At 69.2% G+C, this 22,231-nt stretch carries 23 protein-coding genes; all 23 read left to right on the top strand.

Annotated elements, in window-relative coordinates:
- The first annotated feature begins 34 nt into the window (after positions 1-34).
- Positions 35-565 carry a bifunctional pyr operon transcriptional regulator/uracil phosphoribosyltransferase PyrR gene (gene pyrR / locus V5D55_RS16075; RefSeq protein ID WP_435744881.1) on the top strand — a complete coding sequence of 177 codons (531 nt, stop codon included), beginning with the start codon at positions 35-37 and terminating at the stop codon, positions 563-565.
- Positions 562-1,527 carry an aspartate carbamoyltransferase catalytic subunit gene (locus tag V5D55_RS16070; protein ID WP_435744878.1) on the top strand — a complete coding sequence of 322 codons (966 nt, stop codon included), beginning with the start codon at positions 562-564 and terminating at the stop codon, positions 1,525-1,527. Before pyrR ends, V5D55_RS16070 begins: the two co-directional genes overlap by 4 nt.
- Entirely contained in the window at positions 1,524-2,828 is a 1,305-nt protein-coding gene (locus V5D55_RS16065) for a dihydroorotase (RefSeq protein WP_435744876.1), read from the top strand. The genes V5D55_RS16070 and V5D55_RS16065 overlap by 4 nt, the downstream gene beginning before the upstream one ends.
- Positions 2,825-3,346: a hypothetical protein gene (locus V5D55_RS16060; RefSeq protein ID WP_435744873.1), complete on the top strand. Its 522-nt coding sequence runs from the start codon at positions 2,825-2,827 to the stop codon at positions 3,344-3,346. The genes V5D55_RS16065 and V5D55_RS16060 overlap by 4 nt, the downstream gene beginning before the upstream one ends.
- Positions 3,343-4,488, top strand: coding sequence for a glutamine-hydrolyzing carbamoyl-phosphate synthase small subunit (gene carA / locus V5D55_RS16055; protein ID WP_435744871.1), 1,146 nt, complete (start codon positions 3,343-3,345; stop codon positions 4,486-4,488). Before V5D55_RS16060 ends, carA begins: the two co-directional genes overlap by 4 nt.
- Positions 4,488-7,775 (top strand): carbamoyl-phosphate synthase large subunit, encoded by a 3,288-nt coding sequence (gene carB, locus V5D55_RS16050; RefSeq protein ID WP_435744869.1) that lies wholly within the window; start codon positions 4,488-4,490, stop codon positions 7,773-7,775. Before carA ends, carB begins: the two co-directional genes overlap by 1 nt.
- On the top strand, positions 7,772-8,635 hold the full coding sequence (pyrF, locus tag V5D55_RS16045; RefSeq protein ID WP_435744867.1) for an orotidine-5'-phosphate decarboxylase: 864 nt from the start codon (positions 7,772-7,774) through the stop codon (positions 8,633-8,635). The genes carB and pyrF overlap by 4 nt, the downstream gene beginning before the upstream one ends.
- Positions 8,628-9,542: a guanylate kinase gene (gene gmk, locus V5D55_RS16040; protein WP_435744865.1), complete on the top strand. Its 915-nt coding sequence runs from the start codon at positions 8,628-8,630 to the stop codon at positions 9,540-9,542. The genes pyrF and gmk overlap by 8 nt, the downstream gene beginning before the upstream one ends.
- 63 nt (positions 9,543-9,605) lie before the next feature.
- Complete coding sequence (gene rpoZ / locus V5D55_RS16035; protein WP_042536631.1) at positions 9,606-9,863, top strand: DNA-directed RNA polymerase subunit omega; 258 nt, start codon at positions 9,606-9,608, stop codon at positions 9,861-9,863.
- Between the two features lie 91 nt (positions 9,864-9,954).
- Complete coding sequence (metK, locus tag V5D55_RS16030) at positions 9,955-11,148, top strand: methionine adenosyltransferase (RefSeq protein ID WP_435744860.1); 1,194 nt, start codon at positions 9,955-9,957, stop codon at positions 11,146-11,148.
- Positions 11,149-11,164: 16 nt separating this feature from the next.
- On the top strand, positions 11,165-13,120 hold the full coding sequence (locus tag V5D55_RS16025) for a primosomal protein N' (protein WP_435744858.1): 1,956 nt from the start codon (positions 11,165-11,167) through the stop codon (positions 13,118-13,120).
- Between the two features lie 18 nt (positions 13,121-13,138).
- Positions 13,139-14,059 (top strand): methionyl-tRNA formyltransferase, encoded by a 921-nt coding sequence (fmt, locus tag V5D55_RS16020; protein ID WP_435744856.1) that lies wholly within the window; start codon positions 13,139-13,141, stop codon positions 14,057-14,059.
- A complete protein-coding gene (locus V5D55_RS16015; RefSeq protein WP_435744854.1) occupies positions 14,056-15,573 on the top strand; it encodes an RsmB/NOP family class I SAM-dependent RNA methyltransferase in 1,518 nt (505 codons plus the stop codon). Before fmt ends, V5D55_RS16015 begins: the two co-directional genes overlap by 4 nt.
- Positions 15,574-15,577: 4 nt before the next feature.
- Entirely contained in the window at positions 15,578-16,258 is a 681-nt protein-coding gene (rpe, locus tag V5D55_RS16010; RefSeq protein ID WP_435744852.1) for a ribulose-phosphate 3-epimerase, read from the top strand.
- Positions 16,255-16,518 (top strand): phosphoribosyl-ATP diphosphatase, encoded by a 264-nt coding sequence (locus V5D55_RS16005; RefSeq protein WP_136055777.1) that lies wholly within the window; start codon positions 16,255-16,257, stop codon positions 16,516-16,518. The genes rpe and V5D55_RS16005 overlap by 4 nt, the downstream gene beginning before the upstream one ends.
- Positions 16,519-16,556: 38 nt before the next feature.
- Positions 16,557-17,399, top strand: coding sequence for an ATP phosphoribosyltransferase (gene hisG / locus V5D55_RS16000; protein ID WP_435744850.1), 843 nt, complete (start codon positions 16,557-16,559; stop codon positions 17,397-17,399).
- Positions 17,399-18,160 carry an imidazole glycerol phosphate synthase subunit HisF gene (gene hisF / locus V5D55_RS15995; protein ID WP_435744848.1) on the top strand — a complete coding sequence of 254 codons (762 nt, stop codon included), beginning with the start codon at positions 17,399-17,401 and terminating at the stop codon, positions 18,158-18,160. The genes hisG and hisF overlap by 1 nt, the downstream gene beginning before the upstream one ends.
- Positions 18,157-18,516, top strand: coding sequence for a phosphoribosyl-AMP cyclohydrolase (gene hisI, locus V5D55_RS15990; RefSeq protein WP_435744846.1), 360 nt, complete (start codon positions 18,157-18,159; stop codon positions 18,514-18,516). Before hisF ends, hisI begins: the two co-directional genes overlap by 4 nt.
- Positions 18,513-19,103, top strand: a complete 591-nt coding sequence (locus V5D55_RS15985) for a Trp biosynthesis-associated membrane protein (RefSeq protein ID WP_435744843.1) — start codon at positions 18,513-18,515, stop codon at positions 19,101-19,103. Before hisI ends, V5D55_RS15985 begins: the two co-directional genes overlap by 4 nt.
- A 46-nt stretch (positions 19,104-19,149) precedes the next feature.
- On the top strand, positions 19,150-19,380 hold the full coding sequence (locus V5D55_RS15980; RefSeq protein WP_307374038.1) for an HGxxPAAW family protein: 231 nt from the start codon (positions 19,150-19,152) through the stop codon (positions 19,378-19,380).
- A gap of 2 nt (positions 19,381-19,382) precedes the next feature.
- The gene (gene trpC / locus V5D55_RS15975) at positions 19,383-20,156 is read left to right on the top strand and encodes an indole-3-glycerol phosphate synthase TrpC (RefSeq protein ID WP_435749328.1); all 774 of its coding nucleotides are present in this window, start codon (positions 19,383-19,385) and stop codon (positions 20,154-20,156) included.
- Entirely contained in the window at positions 20,153-21,421 is a 1,269-nt protein-coding gene (gene trpB / locus V5D55_RS15970; protein ID WP_435744840.1) for a tryptophan synthase subunit beta, read from the top strand. The genes trpC and trpB overlap by 4 nt, the downstream gene beginning before the upstream one ends.
- Entirely contained in the window at positions 21,418-22,221 is an 804-nt protein-coding gene (gene trpA, locus V5D55_RS15965; protein ID WP_435744838.1) for a tryptophan synthase subunit alpha, read from the top strand. Before trpB ends, trpA begins: the two co-directional genes overlap by 4 nt.
- The last annotated feature ends 10 nt before the right edge of the window (positions 22,222-22,231 follow it).

Raw genomic sequence — 22,231 nt, 5'->3', positions numbered from 1 at the left:
ACACCGTCCTGTGAGGCGGAGAAGGGAGCGGCTGATGAGCGCACGCACTGTGCTGCAGGAAGCCGACGTGTCGCGGGCATTGACCCGCATCGCACACGAGATCCTCGAATCCAACCGAGGGGCTGAGAACCTCGTCCTGCTGGGTATTCCGACCCGCGGCGTCACTCTCGCCCACCGCCTCGCAGTACTGATCGGCGAGATCGCGCAGACGCCCGTCCCGGTCGGGGCACTCGATGTGACGCTCTTCCGCGACGATCTGGCGAAGCATCCGACGCGATCTCCGCATCCGACGGAGATCCCCGCCGGTGGTATCGACGGCAAGACCGTCGTGCTCGTCGATGACGTGCTCTTCTCCGGGCGCAGCATCCGCGCCGCACTCGATGCGATCCAGTCGATCGGACGTCCCGCCGTCGTGCGGCTGGCGATCCTCGTCGACCGCGGGCACCGCGAGCTGCCGATCCGGCCGGACTTCATCGGCAAGAACATCCCCTCCGCCCGCACCGAGCGGGTCAACGTGCGCCTGCGCGAGAACGACGGGGCCGAGGAGGTGACGATCGGCGAATGAGACACCTCCTCGATACCCGCACCCTCGACAGGACCACGGCGCTGCGCATCCTCGATGTCGCCGAGGACATGTCCGACACTCAATCGCGCGAGGTCAAGAAGCTGCCGACACTGCGCGGCAAGACGGTTGTGAACCTCTTCTTCGAGGACTCGACCCGCACTCGCATCTCCTTCGAAGCGGCCGCCAAGCGTCTCTCGGCCGATGTCATCAACTTCGCCGCGAAGGGATCGAGCGTCTCGAAGGGTGAGAGCCTGAAGGACACCGCTCAGACGCTGGAGGCGATCGGCGCGGATGCGGTGGTCGTACGCCACCCCGGCTCCGGGGCGCCGCAGACCCTCGCGACCAGCGGCTGGATCTCCGCGGGAGTGGTGAATGCCGGCGACGGCACGCACGAGCACCCGACCCAGGCCCTGCTCGACGCGTTCACCATCCGCAAGCGGCGCTTCGGCGCCGACAGCCGGGGCCGCGACCTCACCGGGCTCCGCATCGTCATCGTCGGCGATGTGCTGCATTCGCGCGTCGCACGGTCGAACGTCTGGCTGCTCACGACACTCGGTGCTGCGGTCACGCTCGTCGCACCGCCGACGCTCGTTCCGCAGAACGTCTCGCTCTGGCCGGTGCGCATCGTCTACGACCTCGATGAGGCCCTCGCCGAGGGACCGGATGCCGTGATGATGCTGCGCATCCAGCTGGAGCGCATGAGTGCCGCGTATTTCCCGACTGAGCGGGAGTATTCGCGCCGGTGGGGCTTGGACGCACGGCGTGTGGCCGGGCTGCCGGACGGTAGCATTGTGATGCATCCCGGCCCGATGAACCGAGGCCTGGAGATCTCCTCCGAAGCAGCCGATTCCGCCCGTTCCACGGTGCTGGAGCAGGTCACGAACGGAGTCTCCGTGCGGATGGCGGTGCTGTACCTCCTGCTGGCAGGAGAACGAGACGACGAACGAGGGGGAGACCTGTGAGCGAGACCGTCGTCATCACCGGTGCACAGCTGCTCGGCGCGGAGAGCGCCGACATCATCGTCGAAGACGGTGTCATCACCGAGATCGGCACCGGACTCAGCCGGGCCGGCGCGCGTGTCATCGACGCCGACGGACTCGTCGCGCTGCCGGGGCTCGTCGACCTGCACACGCACCTCCGCGAACCCGGTTACGAGGCATCCGAGACGATCCTCACCGGCACGAGGGCCGCGGCGGCGGGCGGTTTCACCGCGGTCTTCGCGATGCCGAACACCTCCCCGGTCGCCGACACCGCGGGCGTCGTCGAGCAGGAGCTCGCCCTCGGTGAAGCTGCGGGCTACGCCACGGTGCAGCCGATTGGCGCGGTCACCGTCGGCCAGAAGGGCGAGCGGCTCGCCGAGCTCGGCGCCATGGCGACGTCGCGTGCGCAGGTGCGCGTCTTCAGCGACGACGGCTTCTGCGTGTTCGACCCCCTCATCATGCGCCGCGCGCTCGAGTACGTGAAGTCGTTCGACGGCGTCATCGCGCAGCACGCGCAGGACCCGCGGCTCACCGAAGGTGCCCAGATGAACGAGGGCACCGTCTCCGCCGAGCTGGGTCTCACCGGGTGGCCGGCGGTGGCCGAGGAGTCGATCATCGCCCGCGACGTGCTGCTCGCCGAACACGTCGGCTCCCGCCTGCACGTCTGCCACCTCTCGACCGCCGGCTCCGTCGACATCATCCGCTGGGCCAAGAAGCGCGGTATCGCCGTCACCGCCGAGGTCACCCCGCACCACCTGCTGTTGACCGACGAACTCGTGCGCGGGTACGACGCCCGCTACAAGGTGAACCCGCCGCTGCGCCGCGAGGAAGACGTCCTCGCCGTCCGCGAGGGTCTCGCCGACGGCACGATCGACATCGTCGCCACGGATCACGCCCCGCACCCGAGCGAGAACAAGGCGTGCGAGTGGCAGGCCGCCGCGAACGGGATGGTGGGGCTGGAGAGCGCGCTGCGCGTCGTGCACCAGTCGATGGTGCAGACCGGGCTCCTCGCATGGTCGGACGTGGCCAGGGTGATGAGCGCCGCGCCCGCGCGTATCGGTCGCCTCTCCGGCCACGGCACCCCGCTCGAAGTCGGACGCCCCGCGCAGATCACCCTCTACGACGCTTCGGTCGACGGCGTCTTCACCACCGCCGACCTGCACGGTCGCAGTGAGAACTCGCCGTACCTCGGCCGGGCGCTTCCCGGGCGGGTGGAGTTCACCCTGCACGGCGGACGCCTCACGGTCGACGGCGGCTCCGTGGTCGAGGAGCTGAACGCGTGACCCGCGAACTCGCCATCGGGATCATGATCGCCGTGGCGGTCCTGATCCTGCTCGCGATGCTCTTCGCCTGGCGACGACGACTGCGGCGCGACTCCGGACTGACCGCACCGCTCGGAGTACCCGAACACGCGGAGGTCGCGCGCCGCGACGAGGTGCTCTACGTCTCGACCACCCGGCACGACCAGCCGCTGGAGCGCTTGGCGGTCTCGCCGCTGGCGTACCGCGCACGCGGAGAGCTCGCCGTCACGGATCGCGGCATCGCGCTGTGCCTCGACGGAGCGCCCACGGTGTTCCTCGCCGCCTCCCGCCTCGTGGGAGTCGACAGGGCCACGGTCACGATCGATCGCGTGGTCGAACCCGGCGGCCTCATCCGGATCGCCTGGAGCGCCGATGACGACACCGTCATCGATTCGTACCTGCGCCTCGCCGGAGGCGACCCGAAGAACCTCATCTCTGAACTGCAGCGGCTCGTCCCCGCATCCGACGAAGCCGCCCCCGACACAGGAGCAACACGATGACCGCCCTGCCCGAAACCGCCGTCCTCGTCCTCGAAGACGGCACCCGCCACACCGGTCGCGCCTACGGCGCACGAGGGCGCACCCTCGGCGAAGTGGTCTTCGCCACCGGCATGTCCGGATACCAGGAGACGCTCACCGACCCCTCCTACGCCGGCCAGATCGTGCTGCAGACCGCGCCGCACATCGGCAACACCGGCATGAACGACGAAGACACGGAGTCACGCCGGATCTGGGTCGCCGGCTACATCGTCCGCGATCCCTCACGCGTCGTGTCGAACTGGCGCGCGAATGCCTCGCTCGACGACATCCTGGTCCAGGACGGCATCGTCGGGATCAGCGGCATCGACACCCGGTCGATCACCCGCCACATCCGCTCTGCCGGATCCATGCGCGGCGGCGTCTTCTCCGGCACGGATGCCGAGCTCGACCCCGAGGAACAGCTCCGGATCGTCCGCGAGGCCCCGCAGATGGCAGGTCGCAACCTGTCGGCCGAGGTCTCCGTCGACAGCGTCGAGATCACGCCGGCTGTGGGGGAGCGGATCGGCAACCTCGCCGTGCTCGACCTCGGCGTGAAGCAGGCCACGATCCTCAACCTCGCCGCCCGCGGATTCGAGGTGCACGTGCTCCCGCAGGACGTGGGCATCGACGACATCCGCGCCATCGACCCGGTCGCGGTGTTCTACTCGAACGGTCCCGGTGACCCCGCGGCATCCGGCGATCATGTCGAATTGCTGCGTGCCGTGCTCGACGACGGGCTCCCGTTCTTCGGCATCTGCTTCGGCAACCAGCTCCTCGGCCGCGCCCTGGGCCTCGGCACCTACAAGCTGCCCTTCGGCCACCGCGGCATCAACCAGCCGGTGCTGGACAAGACCACGGGTCGCGTGGAGATCACGGCCCACAACCACGGCTTCGCTGTCGACGCGCCCCTGGAGGGCTCATTCGACAGCCCGAACGGCTACGGCAAGGTCGAGGTCAGTCACGTCGGGTTGAACGACAACGTGGTCGAAGGCCTCCGCGCTCTCGACATCCCCGCGTTCTCGGTGCAGTACCACCCGGAGGCCGCGGCCGGACCGCACGACGCCAACTACCTCTTCGACCGGTTCCGTGACCTGGTCATCGCGACCCAGAAGGACAGCAAGTAATGCCCAAGCGCGACGACATCAACTCCGTCCTCGTCATCGGCTCCGGCCCGATCGTCATCGGCCAGGCCTGCGAGTTCGACTACTCCGGCACCCAGGCGTGCCGCGTGCTGCGCGAGGAGGGTGTCCGGGTCATCCTGGTCAACTCCAACCCGGCCACCATCATGACCGACCCCGATTTCGCGGACGCGACCTACATCGAGCCGATCACGTGGCAGGTCATCGAGACGATCATCGCGAAGGAGCGCCCCGACGCGATCCTGCCGACGCTCGGTGGTCAGACCGCGCTGAACGCCGCGATCGAGCTGCACAACCACGGGATCCTGGAGAAGTACGACGTCGAGCTGATCGGCGCGAGCTTCGAGGCGATCAACAAGGGCGAGGACCGCCAGATCTTCAAGCAGCTCGTCCTCGACGCCGGCGCCGATGTCGCCGACTCGCGGATCGCGCACACGATGGACGAGGTCCTCGCCGCAGCCGACGAGCTCGGCTACCCGCTCGTGGTCCGCCCCAGCTTCACCATGGGCGGCCTGGGTTCCGGCTTCGCGTACGACGAGAACGACCTCCGCCGCATCGCCGGCGCGGGACTCCGCGACTCGCCCACGACCGAGGTGCTCCTGGAGGAGTCGATCCTCGGCTGGAAGGAGTACGAGCTCGAGCTCATGCGCGACACGTCCGACAACACGGTCGTGGTCTGCTCGATCGAGAACGTCGACCCGGTCGGCGTGCACACGGGTGACTCGATCACCGTGGCCCCGGCGCTGACGCTCACCGACCGCGAGTACCAGAAGCTCCGCGACATCGGAATCGACATCATCCGCGCGGTCGGTGTGGACACCGGCGGCTGCAACATCCAGTTCGCGGTCAACCCGGAGAACGGGCGCATCATCGTCATCGAGATGAACCCGCGCGTGTCCCGCTCTAGTGCCCTCGCGTCGAAGGCCACCGGCTTCCCGATCGCCAAGCTCGCGGCCAAGCTCGCGCTCGGCTACCGGCTCGACGAGATCCCGAACGACATCACCGGAGTCACGCCGGCGAGCTTCGAGCCCACGCTCGACTACGTCGTGGTGAAGGTGCCGCGCTTCGCGTTCGAGAAGTTCCCCGCCGCCGACGCGACGCTGACGACCACCATGAAGTCGGTCGGCGAGGCGATGGCGATCGGCCGCAACTACGCGACCGCGCTGCAGAAGGCGCTCCGCTCGCTCGAGAAGCGCGGCTCCAGCTTCCACTGGGGAGTCGAGGACCGCACGGTGGAGGAATTGCTGGAGATCTCCCGGATCCCCACCGACGGCCGCATCGTCACGCTCCAGCAGGCCCTGCGCAAGGGCGCGACGATCGAGCAGGCTTTCGACGCGACGGCGATCGACCCGTGGTTCCTCGACCAGATCGTCTTGATCAACGAGGTCGCCGAGATCGTGCGCACTGCGCCCGAACTGGATGCTGCCACGCTGCGCTACGCGAAGGAGCACGGTTTCTCCGATGCGCAGCTCGCCGAGCTGCGCGGCACGACCGAGCCGGAGGTGCGCGGCGTGCGACACGGCCTCGGCATCCGCCCGGTGTACAAGACGGTCGACACCTGCGCGGGGGAGTTCCCCGCTCTCACGCCGTACCACTACTCCAGCTACGACTTCGAGACCGAGGTCGCTCCCTCCGAGCGCACCAAGGTCGTCATCATCGGCTCGGGGCCGAACCGCATCGGGCAGGGTGTCGAGTTCGACTACTCCTGCGTGCACGCGTCGTTCGCACTGTCGGATGCCGGCTTCGAGACCGTCATGGTCAACTGCAACCCGGAGACGGTCTCGACCGACTACGACACATCGGACCGCCTGTACTTCGAGCCGCTCACGCTCGAGGACGTGCTCGAGGTCCTCGACGCGGAGGCAGCGAGCGGAACCATCCTCGGCGTCGTCTGCCAGCTCGGCGGTCAGACTCCGCTGGGTCTCGCCAAGGGCATCGAAGCGGCCGGCTACCAGGTGCTGGGCACGAGCCCGGCGGCCATCGACCTGGCGGAGGAGCGGGAGCTCTTCTCGCGTCTGCTCGATGACGCGGGTCTCGTGGCCCCGCGCAACGGCACCGCGATCGACGTCGACGGCGCCGTGCGCATCGCCGAGGAGATCGGGTACCCGGTCCTGGTGCGCCCGAGCTTCGTGCTCGGCGGCCGCGGAATGGAGATCGTCTACGACACCGCGTCGCTGCGCGACTACTTCGTGCGCACGGCCGGCGAGGTCATCATCGAGGAGGGCAAGCCGCTCCTCGTCGACCGCTTCCTCGACGACGCGATCGAGCTCGACGTGGACGCGCTCTACGACGGCACCGACCTGTACATCGGCGGCGTCATGGAGCACCTGGAGGAGGCCGGCATCCACTCCGGCGACTCCAGTTGCACGCTGCCTCCGGTCTCGCTCGGACGCACCGACGTCGATCGGGTGCGGGAGGCGACGCTCGCCATCGCGAAGGGCGTCGGCGTGCGCGGTCTGCTGAACGTGCAGTTCGCGATCAGCGCCGGCGTGCTCTACGTGATCGAGGCGAACCCCCGCGCCAGCCGTACCGTGCCCTTCGTCTCCAAGGCCCTCGGGATCCCGATGGCGAAGGCCGCGAGCCGGGTGATGACCGGTTCCACGATCGCCGAGCTGCGTGCCGAGGGGATGCTGCCGCAGCAGGACGGTTCGCGTGTCCCGCTCGGCGCCCCGGTCTCGGTCAAGGAGGCCGTGCTGCCCTTCAAGCGCTTCCGCACCGCTGATGGCAAGACCGTCGATTCGATCCTCGGCCCGGAGATGCGCTCCACCGGCGAGGTCATGGGGATCGATCGCGACTTCCCGACTGCTTTCGCGAAGAGCCAGGCCGCGGCCTACGGCGGAATGCCCACCTCGGGGACCGTGTTCATCTCGGTCGCCGACTCGGACAAGCGCGCAGTGATCCTGCCGGCGCACCGCCTCCAGCAGCTGGGCTTCACGATCGTCGCGACCGAGGGCACCGCCGAGATCCTGTCGCGCAACGGCATCGCGGTCACGGTCGTCGAGAAGTACAGCGCGACCCAGGAGTCCGGCGCGACGAACATCGTCGACCTCATCAACGAGGGCGCGATCGACATCGTCGTGAACACGCCGTCGGGAGGTGCCGCTCGCGCGGATGGGTACGAGATCCGTGCGGCGGCAGTCGCTGCGGACAAGGCGCTGTTCACCACGATGGCGGTGCTCGGCGCCGCCGTGAGCGGGATGGATGCCGCGCACGAGGGCTTCCAGGTCAAGAGTCTTCAGGAGTACGCGATCGATCGGGCGGCTGCACTATGACACAGAGCTTCGGCGAGCGGCTCCGTGGCGCATTGCGCGCCCACGGTCCCCTCTGCGTCGGCATCGATCCGCACGCGGCATTGTTGGACTCGTGGAGCCTTCCTCAGACGGCCGACGGCGTGCGCTCCTTCGGACTGCGCGTCGTCGAGGCGGCAGCAGAGCAGGTGGGTGTCGTAAAACCACAGGTGTCGTTCTTCGAGCGATTCGGCTCTCGCGGGTATGCGGCTCTGGAAGACCTCCTGGCGGCCGCACGCGCTGCGGGGCTTCTGATCATCGCGGACGCCAAGCGCGGCGACCTCGACACGACCATGGCAGCATACGGCGAAGCGTGGTTCGCACCCGGATCACCGCTGGAGGCGGATGCGCTGACCGTGAGCCCCATCCTGGGTCCGGATTCCCTGCGCGACGTGTTGGCCAGAGCCATCGCAGCTGGCAAAGGAGCGTTCGTGCTCGGGGCGACGAGCAACCCGGACGGCGAGATCGTGCAGCGGGCGCTCACGGTCGACGCAGGTGCCGGAGAGAACGAGAGCGTCGCGCGCCGCGTTGCGCGTGAGGTCGCCGCGCTGGACACAGGGGAGCGCGATGGGGACGCCCTCGGGTCGATCGGGCTCGTGATAGGCGCGACGATCGATCGCTCCCGATTCGGACTCGACGACGCGGTTCTCGCTTCGATGCCGATTCTGGCACCGGGGTTCGGCGCGCAGGGCGCAGAACCCGCCGACCTGATCACGCGTTTCGGCGCCCTCAGCGGCAACGTGCTCGCCAGCGAGAGTCGTAGCATCCTCTCTGCGGGGCCGTCCGGTATCGCTGATCGCATCGGACAGCGCGCTGCCCTTTACCAGGAGATCCACGGTGGCTGAAGCAGAGAAGCGGACGGTACCCGAGGTCGACCGGGTCGCCGCAGCGCGCCGTGCCGTGGAACGTCGCCGCGCGCGCGCCGCTCTCAAGCGCGACCTGACCACGCGCGTCGTGACGCCTCAGGAGGTGCTGCATAGAGCCACTGCGGATGCCGAGTCCGTCGAGGGTTCGATGCGCATCACCGACTTCCTGCTGGCACTCCCCGCGATCGGTGCGGGGAAGCGCGATCGCATCCTGGAAGATCTGCAGATCTCTCCGGTGAAGCGGTTGGGCGGCCTCGGTGCGCGCCAGCGCCGGGTGCTCGAAGACTGGCTCGACGGGCGATTCCCGGTGCTCGAGCCGCGCGGCGCGCGAAGCCGTCTGCTCGTGCTCGCCGGGCCAACGGCCGTCGGCAAGGGCACGGTGGCCGCTCACATCCGCGAGCACAATCCCGAGATACATCTGTCCGTCTCCGCGACGACGCGACCGCCGCGACCCGGCGAGGTCGACGGAGTGCACTACTACTTCGTGGACGACGCCGAGTTCGATCGGCTGATCGCGGCCGACGAGCTGCTCGAGTACGCGGTGGTGCACAACCGTTCGCGCTACGGCACGCCGCGTGCTCCGATCGACGAGGCGCTGGCCGCGGGCAAGACCGTCCTGCTCGAGATCGACCTGCAGGGCGCCCGCCAGGTGCGCAAGGCCGAACCCGCCGCGACGCTCATCTTCCTGCTGCCTCCAAGCTGGGACGAACTGGTGCATCGGCTGGTCGGCCGAGGCACCGAAGAGGCCGAGGAACGGGCGCGCAGACTGCGCACGGCGAAGGTCGAACTCGCCGCTCAGAACGAGTTCGACCACCTGATCGTGAACGAGGACGTCGCCGCCGCGGCCCACGAGGTCGTAGAATTGTCAGTGAGCTCTGCGCGCTGAGTCCTTTCGCGCCCGCAGCACCCGTCTTCGCGACGATCCCGTCGCCTGATCAGGAGGTCCACCATGGCCGGACACCACACCAACGGAATCATCGATCCCCCCATCGACAACCTGCTCGACCGTGTCGACTCGAAGTACGAGCTGGTCATCTACGCCGCCAAGCGCGCGCGTCAGATCAACGACTACTACTCCGACCTGCACGAGGGCAACCTCTTCGACAACGTCGGCCCGCTCGTCGACTCGTCCGTCGAGGACAAGCCGCTGACGATCGCTCTGCACGAGATCAACGAGGACAAGCTGCGCCTGCGTCACGCAGAGTGATATTCGACGGCCGCGCCCCCGCTCTGTCGGAGGCGCGGTCCAGAATGGGTGCAACACCCCTTCCACCGTCCGTCCCCGTTCTGGAGCATCGATGAGCGCCCTGCGTCTGTTCACGTCCGAGTCCGTCACCGAAGGGCACCCGGACAAGATCTGCGACCAGATCTCGGACAGCATCCTCGACGGGCTCATCGCGAAGGACAGGGACTCGCGCGTCGCGGTGGAGACGCTCGTCACCACCGGACTGGTCCACGTCGCCGGCGAGATCCGCACCGACGCCTACGTCGACATCCCGACGATCGTCCGCCAGGTGGTCAGCGGCATCGGCTACACCTCGAGCGAGACCGGTTTCGACGGCGCCTCGTGCGGCGTCAGCGTTTCCGTGGGGGAGCAGTCCTCCGACATCGCCCACGGCGTCGACAACGCGCAGGAGCATCGCGACGGCTCGTCGATCGACCCGCTCGACGGACTCGGTGCCGGCGATCAGGGCATCATGTTCGGCTTCGCCACGAACGAGACCCCGCAGCTGATGCCGATGGCCGCGTGGACCGCGCACCGCATCGCCGAGCGCCTCACCGAGGTGCGACGCAGCGGCCTGCTGCCGTTCCTGCGCCCTGACGGCAAGACCCAGGTCACGCTCGGCTACGAGGGCTTCACGCCGAAGACCGTCGACGCCGTCGTGCTCTCGACCCAGCATCACCCCGACATCTCGCAGGACGAGCTCAAGGCTCAGGTGCGCGAGCACGTGATCGATCCGATCCTCGCGAACACCGGCCTCGACCTCGGCGCCGTCACCCACTACATCAACCCCGCTGGGCCGTTCGTCACCGGTGGCCCCAAGGGAGACGCCGGACTCACGGGCCGGAAGATTATCATCGACACCTACGGCGGCGCGGCTCGGCATGGCGGCGGTGCTTTCAGCGGCAAGGACCCGTCGAAGGTCGACCGCTCCGGCGCGTACGCCACCCGCTGGGTCGCCAAGAACGCGGTGGCCGCCGGGTTGGCAGAACGCCTCGAGGTGCAGGTCGCGTACGCGATCGGCGTCGCGCGGCCCGTGGGACTCTACGTCGAGACCTTCGGCACCGGAGCGGTCTCCGACGACGTCATCATCAGCGCGATCGAGCAGGTGTTCGATCTGCGTCCGCAGGCCATCATCGAGCAGCTCGATCTCCTGCGCCCGATCTACGCCCAGACCGCCGCCTATGGCCACTTCGGCCGTGAGCTGCCCGACTTCACGTGGGAGCGCACCGACCGCGTCGAAGAGCTGCGCCGCGCTGCCGGGCTCTGACAGGGCCTCGGTCCTGATGGCTTCCGAGAGCCGGCGCATCGCGCGCGTGCTCCTCGACTCACCTCTTCCGCAGCTCGATCGACTCTTCGACTACTCGCTGCCTGCCGAATTCGGCGATGTCCCGCTCGGTGTGCGCGTGCGAGTGCCGCTGCGCACCGCGGGGCGTGTGATCGACGGATACATCGTCGAGATCGACACGGAGGACGACGCGGATCGGCCCCTCTCCGAGGTCGAGAGCGTCGTCTCCGACGCCGCAGTTCTCCCGGAGCGACTGCACCGCCTTGCGCGGCGGGTCGCCGACCGGGCCGCCGGATCCGCATCCGATGTTCTGCGCCTGGTGATCCCCAAGCGTCAGGTCCGAGTCGAGAAGGCCTGGACCGCCGACACGCCTGCGGTCAGCCTCGACGACGACGCCGCTGAGCGCGCGCGCGCGACCCTGGCGATGTACGACGGCCTCGAGAGCGTGCTGGATGAGCGCGGCCGTGCCGCGGTGGAGGCGATGCCGCAGCTCCGAGACGGGACACCCGGGTGGTCGCAGCTGCTCGCGGCTTCTGCGGCACGGATGCTGGCGACCGGGCGATCGTCGATCGTGGTGGTTCCGGATCACCGCGACCTGGACCAGCTGCTCGCCTCGCTCGAACTCCTCGTTCCGGACGGGGCTGTCGTGCGGCACGACTCCCGGCAGTCCAATCCGGATCGCTATCGCGCGTTCCTCCGCACGCTCGAAGAGGCCCCCTGCATCGTCGTGGGCAACCGATCCGCCGTGTATGCCCCGGTGGATGCGGGACTCGTCGCGATCTGGGACGACGGTGATCCGCTCCTCGGTGAGATGCTCGCCCCGTACGTGAACGCTCGAGACGCGGCACTCCTTCGACAGGAACTGGAGCAGTCGGCTCTTCTCTTCGTCGGGCACACTCGCACCACCGATGTCGAGCGGCTCGTCGCCCATGGCTGGCTGCGAGACGTGCGCGCGACGCGGCGGGTGCTCCCGAAGGTCGTGCTCAGCACGCCGCACGAGATGGAACAGCCGACCGCGCAACGGATGCCGTCGTCGGCGTTCCTGGCCGCCCGCAACGCCGCCGCCGAGGGGCCGGTGCTGGTCCAGGTGTCCCGCCCCGGGTTCGCTCCGTCGCTCGTGTGCGCCGAATGCCGCGCTCCCGCGCGCTGCGCGCACTGCGGCGGTCCGCTCGGCGCCCGGCACCGTGGCGCTGTCCCGGTGTGCGGCTGGTGCGGCAGGGGAGCACGCGCGTGGGCCTGCCCGACCTGCTCCTCCACGAAGCTGCGCCTGGCGTCTTCGGGCAGTGAACGCACCGCCGACGAGCTCGGCCGTGCCTTTCCCGGCATCCGGGTCATCGTGGCCGACAGCGCGCACCCCGTTGAGCGCGTCGACGCCAAGCCGGCGCTCGTCGTCGCGACACGTGGCGCGGAGCCCCTGGCCGTCGGCGGCTACCGAGCTGTCGTGCTGCTCGACGGGCCGCGGATGCTGCAGGCCCCTGACCTGCGTGTCGGTGAGTCATGCCTGCGCTGGTGGTCGAATGCTGCCGCCCTCGCGGCACCCGGTGCACCCATCCACCTGGTCGGTGTGGACGGCACGGTCGCTCGGGCTCTCGCCACGTGGAACCATGCCGGGTACGCCCGTTCGGAGCTGGAGAGCAGGGCCCCGCTGCACATGCCACCGACCGCCCGCGTCGCTCTGGTCGAGGGTTCGGCGGCCGCCGTGTCGCGCGCGCTGATCGCCCTCGGGGAACTATCGCTTCCCCCCGACGCGGTCCTCGGCCCTGTGCCCGTCGACTCCGACGACTTCCCGCCGAGGGTGCGCGCTCTCGTCCGCTTCGACTACGGCGCAGGCAGCCGCGTGGCCACCACTCTGCGCGCGGCCGTCGTCGCCGAAGCGGTGAACGGTCACCGCGGTCGCGGACAGACGAAGAACACGCTCTCCGTCCGTCTCGATATCCTCGATCCAGAGCTCTGACCCTTCCGGAGAACCTTCATGCGCCTCGTCTTCGCCGGCACACCCGCTGCCGCTGTGCCCACATTGCAGCGTCTGGCGACGGTGCACGAGATCGTCGCGGTCGTCACCCGCCCCGACGCACCGCTCGGCCGCAAGCGGGTGCTCACGCCGTCGCCGGTGGCTCAGGCGGCCGCGGAACTCGGCCTTCCCGTGATCAAAGCGGCCCGGCTCGATGCCGATGCGACCGCAGAGATCGTCGCGCTGCAGCCGGAACTCGGTGTGATCGTCGCGTACGGCGGCCTGGTACGTGAGCCGCTCCTCTCGGCACCGGATGCCGGCTGGATCAACCTGCACTTCTCGCTGCTGCCGGCGTGGCGGGGTGCCGCCCCCGTGCAGCGCGCGCTCATCGCGGGCGACGAGGTGCTCGGTGCGAGCGTTTTCCAGCTCGTCGCCGAACTCGACGCCGGCGACGTGTTCGCTTCGCGTCCTGTCGATGTGCCGGCCGGCGCGACCGCCGACGTCGCGCTCGATGCACTCGCCGTCGACGGCGCCGAGCTCACGTCCGACGTCGTCGCGGCGATCGCCAGCGGCACGGCTCGGGCGCTCCCTCAGCAGGGGACTGCCACTGTCGCGCCCAAGCTCTCCCTCCTCGATGGGCTCCTCGACTGGGCGCAGCCGGTGGAGGCGATCTACGCGCGGTTCCGCGGGGTGACGCCGGAGCCAGGTGCGCACACGACCATCGCCGGAGCGCGGCTGAAGATCCTCGATGCCGCCCCCGCGGATGACGCGGAGCCCCTCGAGCCCGGCGTCATCGTCGGCACGAAGACGACGCTGCTCATCGGCACGGCCTCGTCGCCACTGGCCGTGTCGCGTGTGCAGCCGGCGGGCAAAGGTGCGATGAACGCCGTCGACTGGTGGCGGGGCCAGCACGGCACGGAAGAACTGCGAGCAGGATCATGACCGGACCGGAGCAGGGACGAGCACCGCGCCGCTCGCGTGGCGAGCAGAGGCCGACGGGTGCACGGCGGTCGGGCGGATCGCGAAAGCCGAACGACGCGTCCTCCGGACAGCGCGGACCGTCGCGAACAGTTCAGCCGGCACGCCGTGTCGCCTTCGACGTTCTTCACGCGGTATCGGACTCCGACGCCTACGCGAACCTGCTGTTGCCGGCAGCGATCGCCGACGCCGGCCTTTCCCCGCAGGACGCCGCGCTCGCGACCGAACTGACCTACGGCACACTGCGACGCCGGGGGTTCTACGACGCGATCATCGCGTCGGCGGCCGACCGCGCGGCCGACAGCATCGATTCGGCGGTGCTCGACGCGCTTCGGCTCGCCGTGCACCAGTTGTTCGCCACGCGCGTCGCCCCGCACGCGGCTGTGAACGAGTCCGTGAACCTGGTGGCGACGGTCTCCGGCCGCGGGGCGTCGAGCTTCGCGAACGCCGTGCTCCGGCGCATCACCCGCGAGACGCCGGAACAGTGGCAGGAGCGGATCGAGCAGGATGCCCGCTCCGACGACGAGCGGCTCGCGCTGCGCTCCGCGCACCCGGTCTGGATCATTCGCGCACTGCGTCGTGCCTTGGCCGCGGAAGGACGCGCGGAGGAGCTCGAAGCGCTCCTCGAAGCGGACAACGCTTCGCCCGAGGTCACGCTGGTGGCGCTGCCGGGGCTCGCGGAGGCCGCCGAGCCCCGTCGGCCCTTCGCCGCCACCGCCTTCGGCTCACCGGGAGGCGACCCACGGCGATCGGTCACGGCATCCGGCGGCACGGTCCGCGTGCAGGACGAGGGGTCGCAGCTGGTCGCTCTCGCGCTGGCCGACGCCCTCCCGATTCGCGAGGGGGAGCGCTGGCTCGACCTCTGCGCCGGGCCCGGAGGAAAGACTGCGCTGCTGGCGGCGATCGCCCGTCAGCACGGGGCCGTGCTCGAGGCCAATGAGATCGTGCCGACCCGTGCCCGGCTGGTGCGCAACGCGCTCCGTGCCGTCCCCGGCGACGTCGTCGTGCACGAGCAGGACGGCCGTGAGTTCGCCGCGAGCCGTGCGGGGCAGTTCGACCGGATCCTCGTCGATGCTCCCTGCACCGGACTCGGCGCGCTGCGTCGACGCCCCGAAGCGCGGTGGAGGAAGATTCCGGCAGACGTCGCCGAGCTCGTGCCGCTGCAGGTGGATCTTCTGACGTCCGCGCTCGAAGCACTCGCGCCCGGGGGAGTCGTCGCCTACGTGACCTGTTCGCCGCACCTCGCCGAGACGGTGGGCGTGGTGCAGGAAGTGCTGCGCGGCCGCGGCGACATCGTCGAACTCGATGCACGCGCGGTGGTGTCGCATCTCGCACAGTCGCCGATCGACCTGGCGGAAGCTGGACGGTCGGGTTCCGGCAGTGCTCAGCTCTGGCCGCATCGACATGGCACCGACGCCATGTTCCTCGCGCTCCTGCAGCGCGAGGGTTCCGCGACCGACCGACCGAAGGAAGACTAGGACCGTGGATCTCCCCAGCGCCCCGCGCATCAACCCCAGCATCCTGGCCGCCGACTTCGTGAACCTGCAGGCCGATCTCGCCCGGATCTCGTCGGCCGACTTCGCCCACGTCGACGTGATGGACAACCATTTCGTGCCGAACCTGACGTTCGGGCCGCAGATGGTCGAGCGCATCCAGGCGACCAGCCCCATCCCGCTCGACGTGCACCTCATGATCACCGATCCGGATCAGTGGGCTCCCGGCTATGCCGAGCTCGGCGCTGCGAGCGTCACGTTCCACCTCGAGGCCGCCGCAGACCCGATCGCTCTCGCGCGCCGGCTTCGCGACATCGGTTCCCGCGCGGGCATCGCGATCAAGCCCGACACCCCGGCGGACGGCCTCTATTCGGTCCTGGAGGAGTTCGATCAGATTCTGGTGATGACGGTCGAGCCCGGCTTCGGCGGCCAGGGTTTCATGTCGGAGACGATGCCGAAACTGCGCGCTCTCGCGGAGGAGGCCCGCCGTCGCGGGTCTCAGGTGTGGCTGCAGGTCGACGGCGGCATCTCGGACAGCACCATCGAGATGGCAGCCGCCGCAGGCGCCGATACCTTCGTCGCCGGATCAGCCGTGTACGGAGCGGACGACATCGAGGCGGCCGTCACCCGGCTCAGGGACCGCGCGCGAGCCGCTAGCCTTGAGAGGTGAAGACTTTCGACGAGCTGTTCGCCGAGCTCAGCGTCAAGGCCGAGACCCGTCCTGAGGGATCTCGCACCATCGCCGAGCTCGACGGCGGCGTGCACACGATCGGCAAGAAGATCGTCGAAGAGGCCGCCGAGGTCTGGATGGCGTCCGAGTACGAGTCCGACGAAGCCGCTGCGGAGGAGATCTCGCAGCTGCTCTACCACCTGCAGGTCATGATGCTCGCAAAGGGTCTCAGCCTGCAGGACGTCTACCGACATCTGTGATGCGCTCCGTTCTCACTCCTTCGAACTGAAAGCCGTCCATGCTGCGCATCGCTGTTCCGAATAAGGGCTCTCTCTCCGAGACCGCCGCCGACATGCTCGCCGAGGCGGGCTACGCCGGTCGTCGAGACCCCAAGACCCTCCACGTCGTCGACGCCGAGAACGACGTCGAATTCTTCTTCCTCCGGCCCAAGGACATCGCCACGTATGTGGGCTCCGGTGCCATCGACGTCGGCATCACCGGTCGCGATCTCCTCCTGGATGCGCGGATGCCGGGCGCGCGCGAGATCGAGGCGCTCGGCTTCGCCGACTCCACCTTCCGCTTCGCCGCCCCTGCCGGAAAATACACCGATGTGTCCGAGCTCGACGGTCTGCGCATCGCGACCTCGTACCCGGGACTGGTCGACGCCTTCCTCGACGAGCGTGGCATCGCCGTCGATCTGGTCCCGCTCGACGGTGCCGTGGAGTCCGCGGTGCGCCTCGGCGTCGCGGATGCCGTCGCCGACGTCGTGGAGACGGGCACCACTCTTCGCCAGGCTGGGCTCGACGTGTTCGGACCGGTGATCCTGCAGTCCGAGGCCGTCCTGATCGCGGGTCCGGTCGACGCCGAAGGGTCGGAGATCCTGCTGCGCCGACTCCAGGGCGTCATGGTCGCGCGGCGATTCGTGATGATCGACTACGACCTGCCGGTCGCCCTGCTCGATGACGCCGTGAAGATCGCCGGTGGCGTGGAATCGCCGACCGTGTCTCCGCTGCGCGACCCGGAATGGGTCGCCGTGCGCGTCATGGTCGCCCGATCCAGGGTCAATCACGTGATGGATGCCCTCTATGTGCTGGGCGCACGGGCGATCCTCGTCACCGCCATCCACAACGCGAGGCTCTGATGACGCTCGCGAGCCGCGTCATCCCGTGCCTGGACGTGGCCGACGGCCGCGTCGTCAAGGGCGTCAACTTCGAGAACCTGCGTGACATGGGCGATCCGGTCGAACTCGCCCGGCACTATGCGGCGCAGGGAGCCGACGAGATCACCTTCCTCGACGTGACCGCGACCGTCGACGCGCGCGCCACGACGTACGATGTGGTGCAGCGCACCGCCGAGCAGGTGTTCGTGCCGCTGACGGTGGGCGGGGGAGTGCGCAGCGTCGACGACGTCGCGCGGCTGCTCGCCGTCGGCGCCGACAAGGTCGGCGTGAACTCCGCCGCGATCGCGCGTCCCGACCTGGTCGGAGAGATCGCCGATCGCTTCGGCGCTCAGGTGCTCGTGCTCTCGCTCGATGTGAAGCGCGCCGACACGACACCGTCGGGCTTCGTCGTCACCACGCACGGCGGGCGCACACAGACGACCCTCGACGCTCTCGCCTGGGCGCGAGAGGCCGCCGAGCGCGGCGCCGGCGAACTGCTCGTGAACTCGATCGACGCGGACGGCACGCGCGACGGCTTCGATCTCGAACTCGTCCGACTCATGCGAGAGATCGCGACGGTCCCGGTGATCGCCTCCGGCGGCGCGGGGAAGGCAGCGGACTTCGCCCCGGCCATCAAAGCGGGAGCGGATGCCGTGCTCGCTGCGAGTGTCTTCCACACCGGCGCCCTCACGGTCGGCGACGTCAAGGACGCACTGCGCGCGGAAGGGGTGCTGGTCCGGTGAGTGATCTCGAGGAGCGCATCGCGAAGGTCGTGTTCAACGCCGACGGCCTCGCCCCGGTGATCGTGCAGGCTTCGGACACCCATGAAGTGCTGATGCTCGCATGGGTCGATGCCGAAGCGCTGCGCCGCACGTTGACATCGGGTCGGGCCACGTACTGGTCGCGCTCGCGTCAGGAGTACTGGCGCAAGGGCGACACCTCCGGCCACATCCAGGTCGTCCGGGAAGCACGGCTCGACTGCGACGGCGACGCGGTCCTGCTCCTGGTGGACCAGACCGGGCCCGCGTGCCACACCGGCACGCGCACCTGCTTCGACACGACAGACCTCGAGGCGGTCGCGGGGACGGCGGCCCAGTGACCTTCGCACGGCGCGGCCGCTCGATCGCCGTCTCCGGTTTCCTCCTCGCCGGGGCCATCGGCATCATCTCGTCCACGCAGACCTGGCTGACGGTCGAACGAGCCGACGCGGGCGAGGCCATCCTGGTGCCCGGTGCGTCCGCCCTCGTACTGCTCGCGCCGCTGAGCCTCGCGGTGCTGGCCCTCGGGGCCGCGCTGTCGATAGCTGCGAAGGTCGTGCGCCTCGTCTTCGGAGTGCTCGCCGGCGTGGCATCCGTGTTCCTCGGCTGGTCGACGCTCCAGGTGCTCCTCACCGCACCGCTCAGCGCCGTGGCCCCGGCGGTGACCGAGGCCACCGGCCTCGCCGGCGGCGATGCTCTGAGTGACGTGGTCCAGGCGATCGTCCCCTCGGCATGGCCGGCCATCGCGCTGGTCGGCTGGGTGATCCTGCTGGCGGCATCCGTCGTCGTCCTGCTGACGTGGCGAGGCTGGAAGACCGGTGGCCGCCGTTACCGCACCGACACCGCCGAGCACACCCCTCACGAAGGGCCCGTGGACGCGGTCGATTCCTGGGACGACCTGTCCCGCGGAACCGATCCGACACGGTGACCCCGATAGACTGAATCCCGCCCCGCACGTCGTCCCCGGAGGAAACATGACCAACCCGATCGCCGACCCCGGCCACGGACACTCGCCCGCGGCATGGACCGCTGTCGTGATCATGCTCGTCGGCTTCACCGCCGCCACCGTCGCATTCTGCTTCGAGCAGCCCCTCCTGGTCTGGATCACCGCGGCGCTCATCCCGATCGGCGCGATCGTCGGCTGGGTTCTCGCCCGCGCCGGTTACGGCGTGAAGGGTCCGAAGTACTCTCCGAAGGCACACTAATGGTGCTCGCCGACCTGACGGCCGGCGCTGTCGCAGACGCAGAGCGTCGCGCCCTGTCGCGCCCTCTCGCCGTGGTCGAACGTGAGGCTCTCGCGCGCCCCGCCGCGAAAGATGCTCTGGCGTTCCTCGCGCCCGCCGAGCGCGTGAAGATCATCGCCGAGGTGAAGCGCGCGAGCCCATCGCGTGGGACTCTCGCCGAGATCCCCGATCCCGCTCTGCAGGCATCGCTCTACGAGACCGGGGGAGCGTCCGCGATCAGCGTCCTCACTGAGGAGCGCCGATTCGGCGGGAGTCTCGCCGACCTCGAGGCCGTCACCGCCCGCGTATCGCTCCCGGTGCTGCGCAAGGACTTCATCGCCAACCGCTATCAGGTGCTCGAAGCGCGTGCAGCGGGCGCGGATCTCGTGCTGCTGATCGTCGCCGGGCTCGAGCCTGCGGTGCTCCGCGACCTGTTCGGCTTCATCACCGAACTCGGCATGACGCCCCTGGTGGAGACCCACTCGGCCGACGAGCTGGAGGCGGCGATCGATCTCGGCGCTCCGCTCATCGGCGTCAATGCGCGGGATCTGAAGACCCTCGAGCTCGATCGCGACCTGTTCGGCCGTCTCGTCGACCGCATCCCCGACACTGCCGTGAAGATCGCGGAGTCCGCGGTGCTCACTCCCGATGATGTGGTGCACTACCGCTCCGCGGGCGCCGACGTCGTCCTGATCGGCGAGGCACTGGTCACCGGTGATCCCGTCGCCACCCTCAAGCGTTTCCTGGAGGCATCGTGAGTCTGCGCGATCAGCACGGACCCTACTTCGGCGACTTCGGCGGACGGTACATGCCCGAGTCCCTCATCGCCGCCATCGACGAGCTGACGGTGGCCTACGAGGCGGCGGTGGCCGACCCTGACTTCCGCGCCGAGCTCGCGCATCTCCTGAGTTCCTACGCCGGGCGTCCGTCTGCGATCACCGAAGTGCAGCGGTTCGCCGAGCACGCCGGCGGCGCGCGGGTGTTCCTCAAGCGGGAAGACCTCAACCACACCGGTTCGCACAAGATCAACAACGTGCTCGGCCAGGCGCTCCTCACGAAGCGGCTCGGCAAGACGCGGGTGATCGCCGAGACGGGTGCCGGTCAGCACGGGGTCGCCACCGCGACCGCCGCCGCGCTCTTCGGGCTGGACTGCACGATCTACATGGGCGAGGTCGACACCGAACGGCAGGCGCTCAACGTCGCCCGGATGCGTCTGCTCGGCGCAGAGGTCGTCCCCGTCACGTCCGGATCGCGGACGCTGAAGGATGCGATCAACGACGCGTATCGCGACTGGGTGGCATCCGTCGAGACCACCAACTACATCTTCGGCACCGCGGCAGGGCCCCACCCGTTCCCGGCGATGGTGCGCGACTTCCAGAAGATCATCGGCGAGGAGGCTCGCGCCCAGCTCCTCGAGGAGGTCGGCCGTCTCCCCGACGCCGTGCTCGCCTGCGTCGGCGGCGGATCGAACGCGATCGGCATGTTCGACGCATTCCTCGATGACGAGGGCGTCAAGCTCTACGGCGTCGAGGCGGCGGGCGACGGTGTCGACACCGAAAGGCACGCGGCCTCGATCGAGCGCGGACGCCCCGGCGTGCTGCACGGCGCGAGGACCTACGTGCTGCAGGACGACGACGGCCAGACGACCGAGTCGCACTCGATCTCTGCCGGACTCGACTACCCCGGCGTCGGCCCCGAGCACTCGTGGCTGGCCGACATCGGCCGCGCCGAGTACATCCCGGCCACCGACGACGAGGCCATGCAGGCGCTGCGTCTGCTGAGCCGCACGGAAGGCATCATCCCTGCGATCGAGTCAGCGCACGCCCTTGCCGGCGCGCTGCGCATCGGCCGCGAACTGGGCCCGGACGGCATCATCGCCGTCTGCCTCTCCGGACGCGGCGACAAGGACATGGACACCGCAGCGCGATACTTCGAGCTGTACGACGAAGCCGCCTTGGCGCATGACGTCGCCGAGGAGAGTGCTGCGGAGGCCGCGGCCTCGAAGGGGGAGCCGGAACTATGAGCCGCGTGGAACAGGCCATCGCGGCCGCACACGACGCCGGTCGCAGCGCCTTCATCGGATACCTGCCCGTCGGATTCCCCGACCTCGAGACGAGCATTCAGGCGGCCATCGCCCTCGCCGAGAACGGCGTCGACATCATCGAGCTCGGACCGCCCTACAGCGACCCGGTGATGGACGGCGCGATCATCCAGGAGGCCACGACCGCGGCACTCGCGAACGGGTTCAAGATGAAGGACCTGTTCACGGCCGTGCGTGCGATCACCGCGGCCACCGACGTCCCGGTGCTGGTGATGACCTACTGGAACCCGGTCATGCAGTACGGCGTCGATCGCTACGCCGACGATCTGCTCGCGGCAGGCGGCGCCGGACTCATCACACCCGACATCACCCCCGATGTCGCAGCGGAGTGGATCGCCGCCAGCGAGCGCACCGGTCTCGACCGTGTGTTCCTCGCCGCCCCGACCTCGACGGACGAGCGTCTCGACCTGGTGGTCAAGTCTTCGACCGGCTTCGTCTACACCGTGTCGACGATGGGCATCACGGGGGAGCGCACGGAGCTCGACCGTGCGGCCCGCACCCTGGTCGCCCGCCTGCGTGAGCACGGGGCGACGCGAGCGTGCGTGGGAATCGGCATCTCCACGGCCGCGCAGATCGCGGGCGTCTCCGAGTACGCGGACGGCGCGATCGTCGGCACCGCACTGGTCAGAGCCCTCCGAGACGGCGGCATCCCCGCTCTCGCCGAGGTCACCCGCAACCTGGCATCCGGCACGTCGTCGGAACGCCCCGATCACGAGAACTAGAATCGCACTC

It is taken from the genome of Microbacterium sp. PMB16, assembly GCF_051294855.1.
Classification (GTDB): Bacteria; Actinomycetota; Actinomycetes; order Actinomycetales; family Microbacteriaceae; genus Microbacterium.
The sequence above is the reverse complement of the archived record's forward strand: the minus strand, read 5'-3'. Positions and strand labels throughout refer to the sequence as shown.

Excerpts from the sequence above, each read along its gene's own strand:
- pyrR (WP_435744881.1), top strand. The coding sequence starts at position 35 with ATGAGCGCACGCACTGTGCTGCAGGAAGCCGACGTGTCGCGGGCATTG.
- V5D55_RS16070 (WP_435744878.1), top strand. The coding sequence starts at position 562 with ATGAGACACCTCCTCGATACCCGCACCCTCGACAGGACCACGGCGCTG.
- carA (WP_435744871.1), top strand. The coding sequence starts at position 3,343 with ATGACCGCCCTGCCCGAAACCGCCGTCCTCGTCCTCGAAGACGGCACC.
- carB (WP_435744869.1), top strand. The coding sequence starts at position 4,488 with ATGCCCAAGCGCGACGACATCAACTCCGTCCTCGTCATCGGCTCCGGC.
- pyrF (WP_435744867.1), top strand. The coding sequence starts at position 7,772 with ATGACACAGAGCTTCGGCGAGCGGCTCCGTGGCGCATTGCGCGCCCAC.
- rpoZ (WP_042536631.1), top strand. The coding sequence starts at position 9,606 with ATGGCCGGACACCACACCAACGGAATCATCGATCCCCCCATCGACAAC.
- metK (WP_435744860.1), top strand. The coding sequence starts at position 9,955 with ATGAGCGCCCTGCGTCTGTTCACGTCCGAGTCCGTCACCGAAGGGCAC.
- V5D55_RS16025 (WP_435744858.1), top strand. The coding sequence starts at position 11,165 with ATGGCTTCCGAGAGCCGGCGCATCGCGCGCGTGCTCCTCGACTCACCT.
- fmt (WP_435744856.1), top strand. The coding sequence starts at position 13,139 with ATGCGCCTCGTCTTCGCCGGCACACCCGCTGCCGCTGTGCCCACATTG.
- V5D55_RS16015 (WP_435744854.1), top strand. The coding sequence starts at position 14,056 with ATGACCGGACCGGAGCAGGGACGAGCACCGCGCCGCTCGCGTGGCGAG.
- hisG (WP_435744850.1), top strand. The coding sequence starts at position 16,557 with ATGCTGCGCATCGCTGTTCCGAATAAGGGCTCTCTCTCCGAGACCGCC.
- hisF (WP_435744848.1), top strand. The coding sequence starts at position 17,399 with ATGACGCTCGCGAGCCGCGTCATCCCGTGCCTGGACGTGGCCGACGGC.
- V5D55_RS15980 (WP_307374038.1), top strand. The coding sequence starts at position 19,150 with ATGACCAACCCGATCGCCGACCCCGGCCACGGACACTCGCCCGCGGCA.
- trpA (WP_435744838.1), top strand. The coding sequence starts at position 21,418 with ATGAGCCGCGTGGAACAGGCCATCGCGGCCGCACACGACGCCGGTCGC.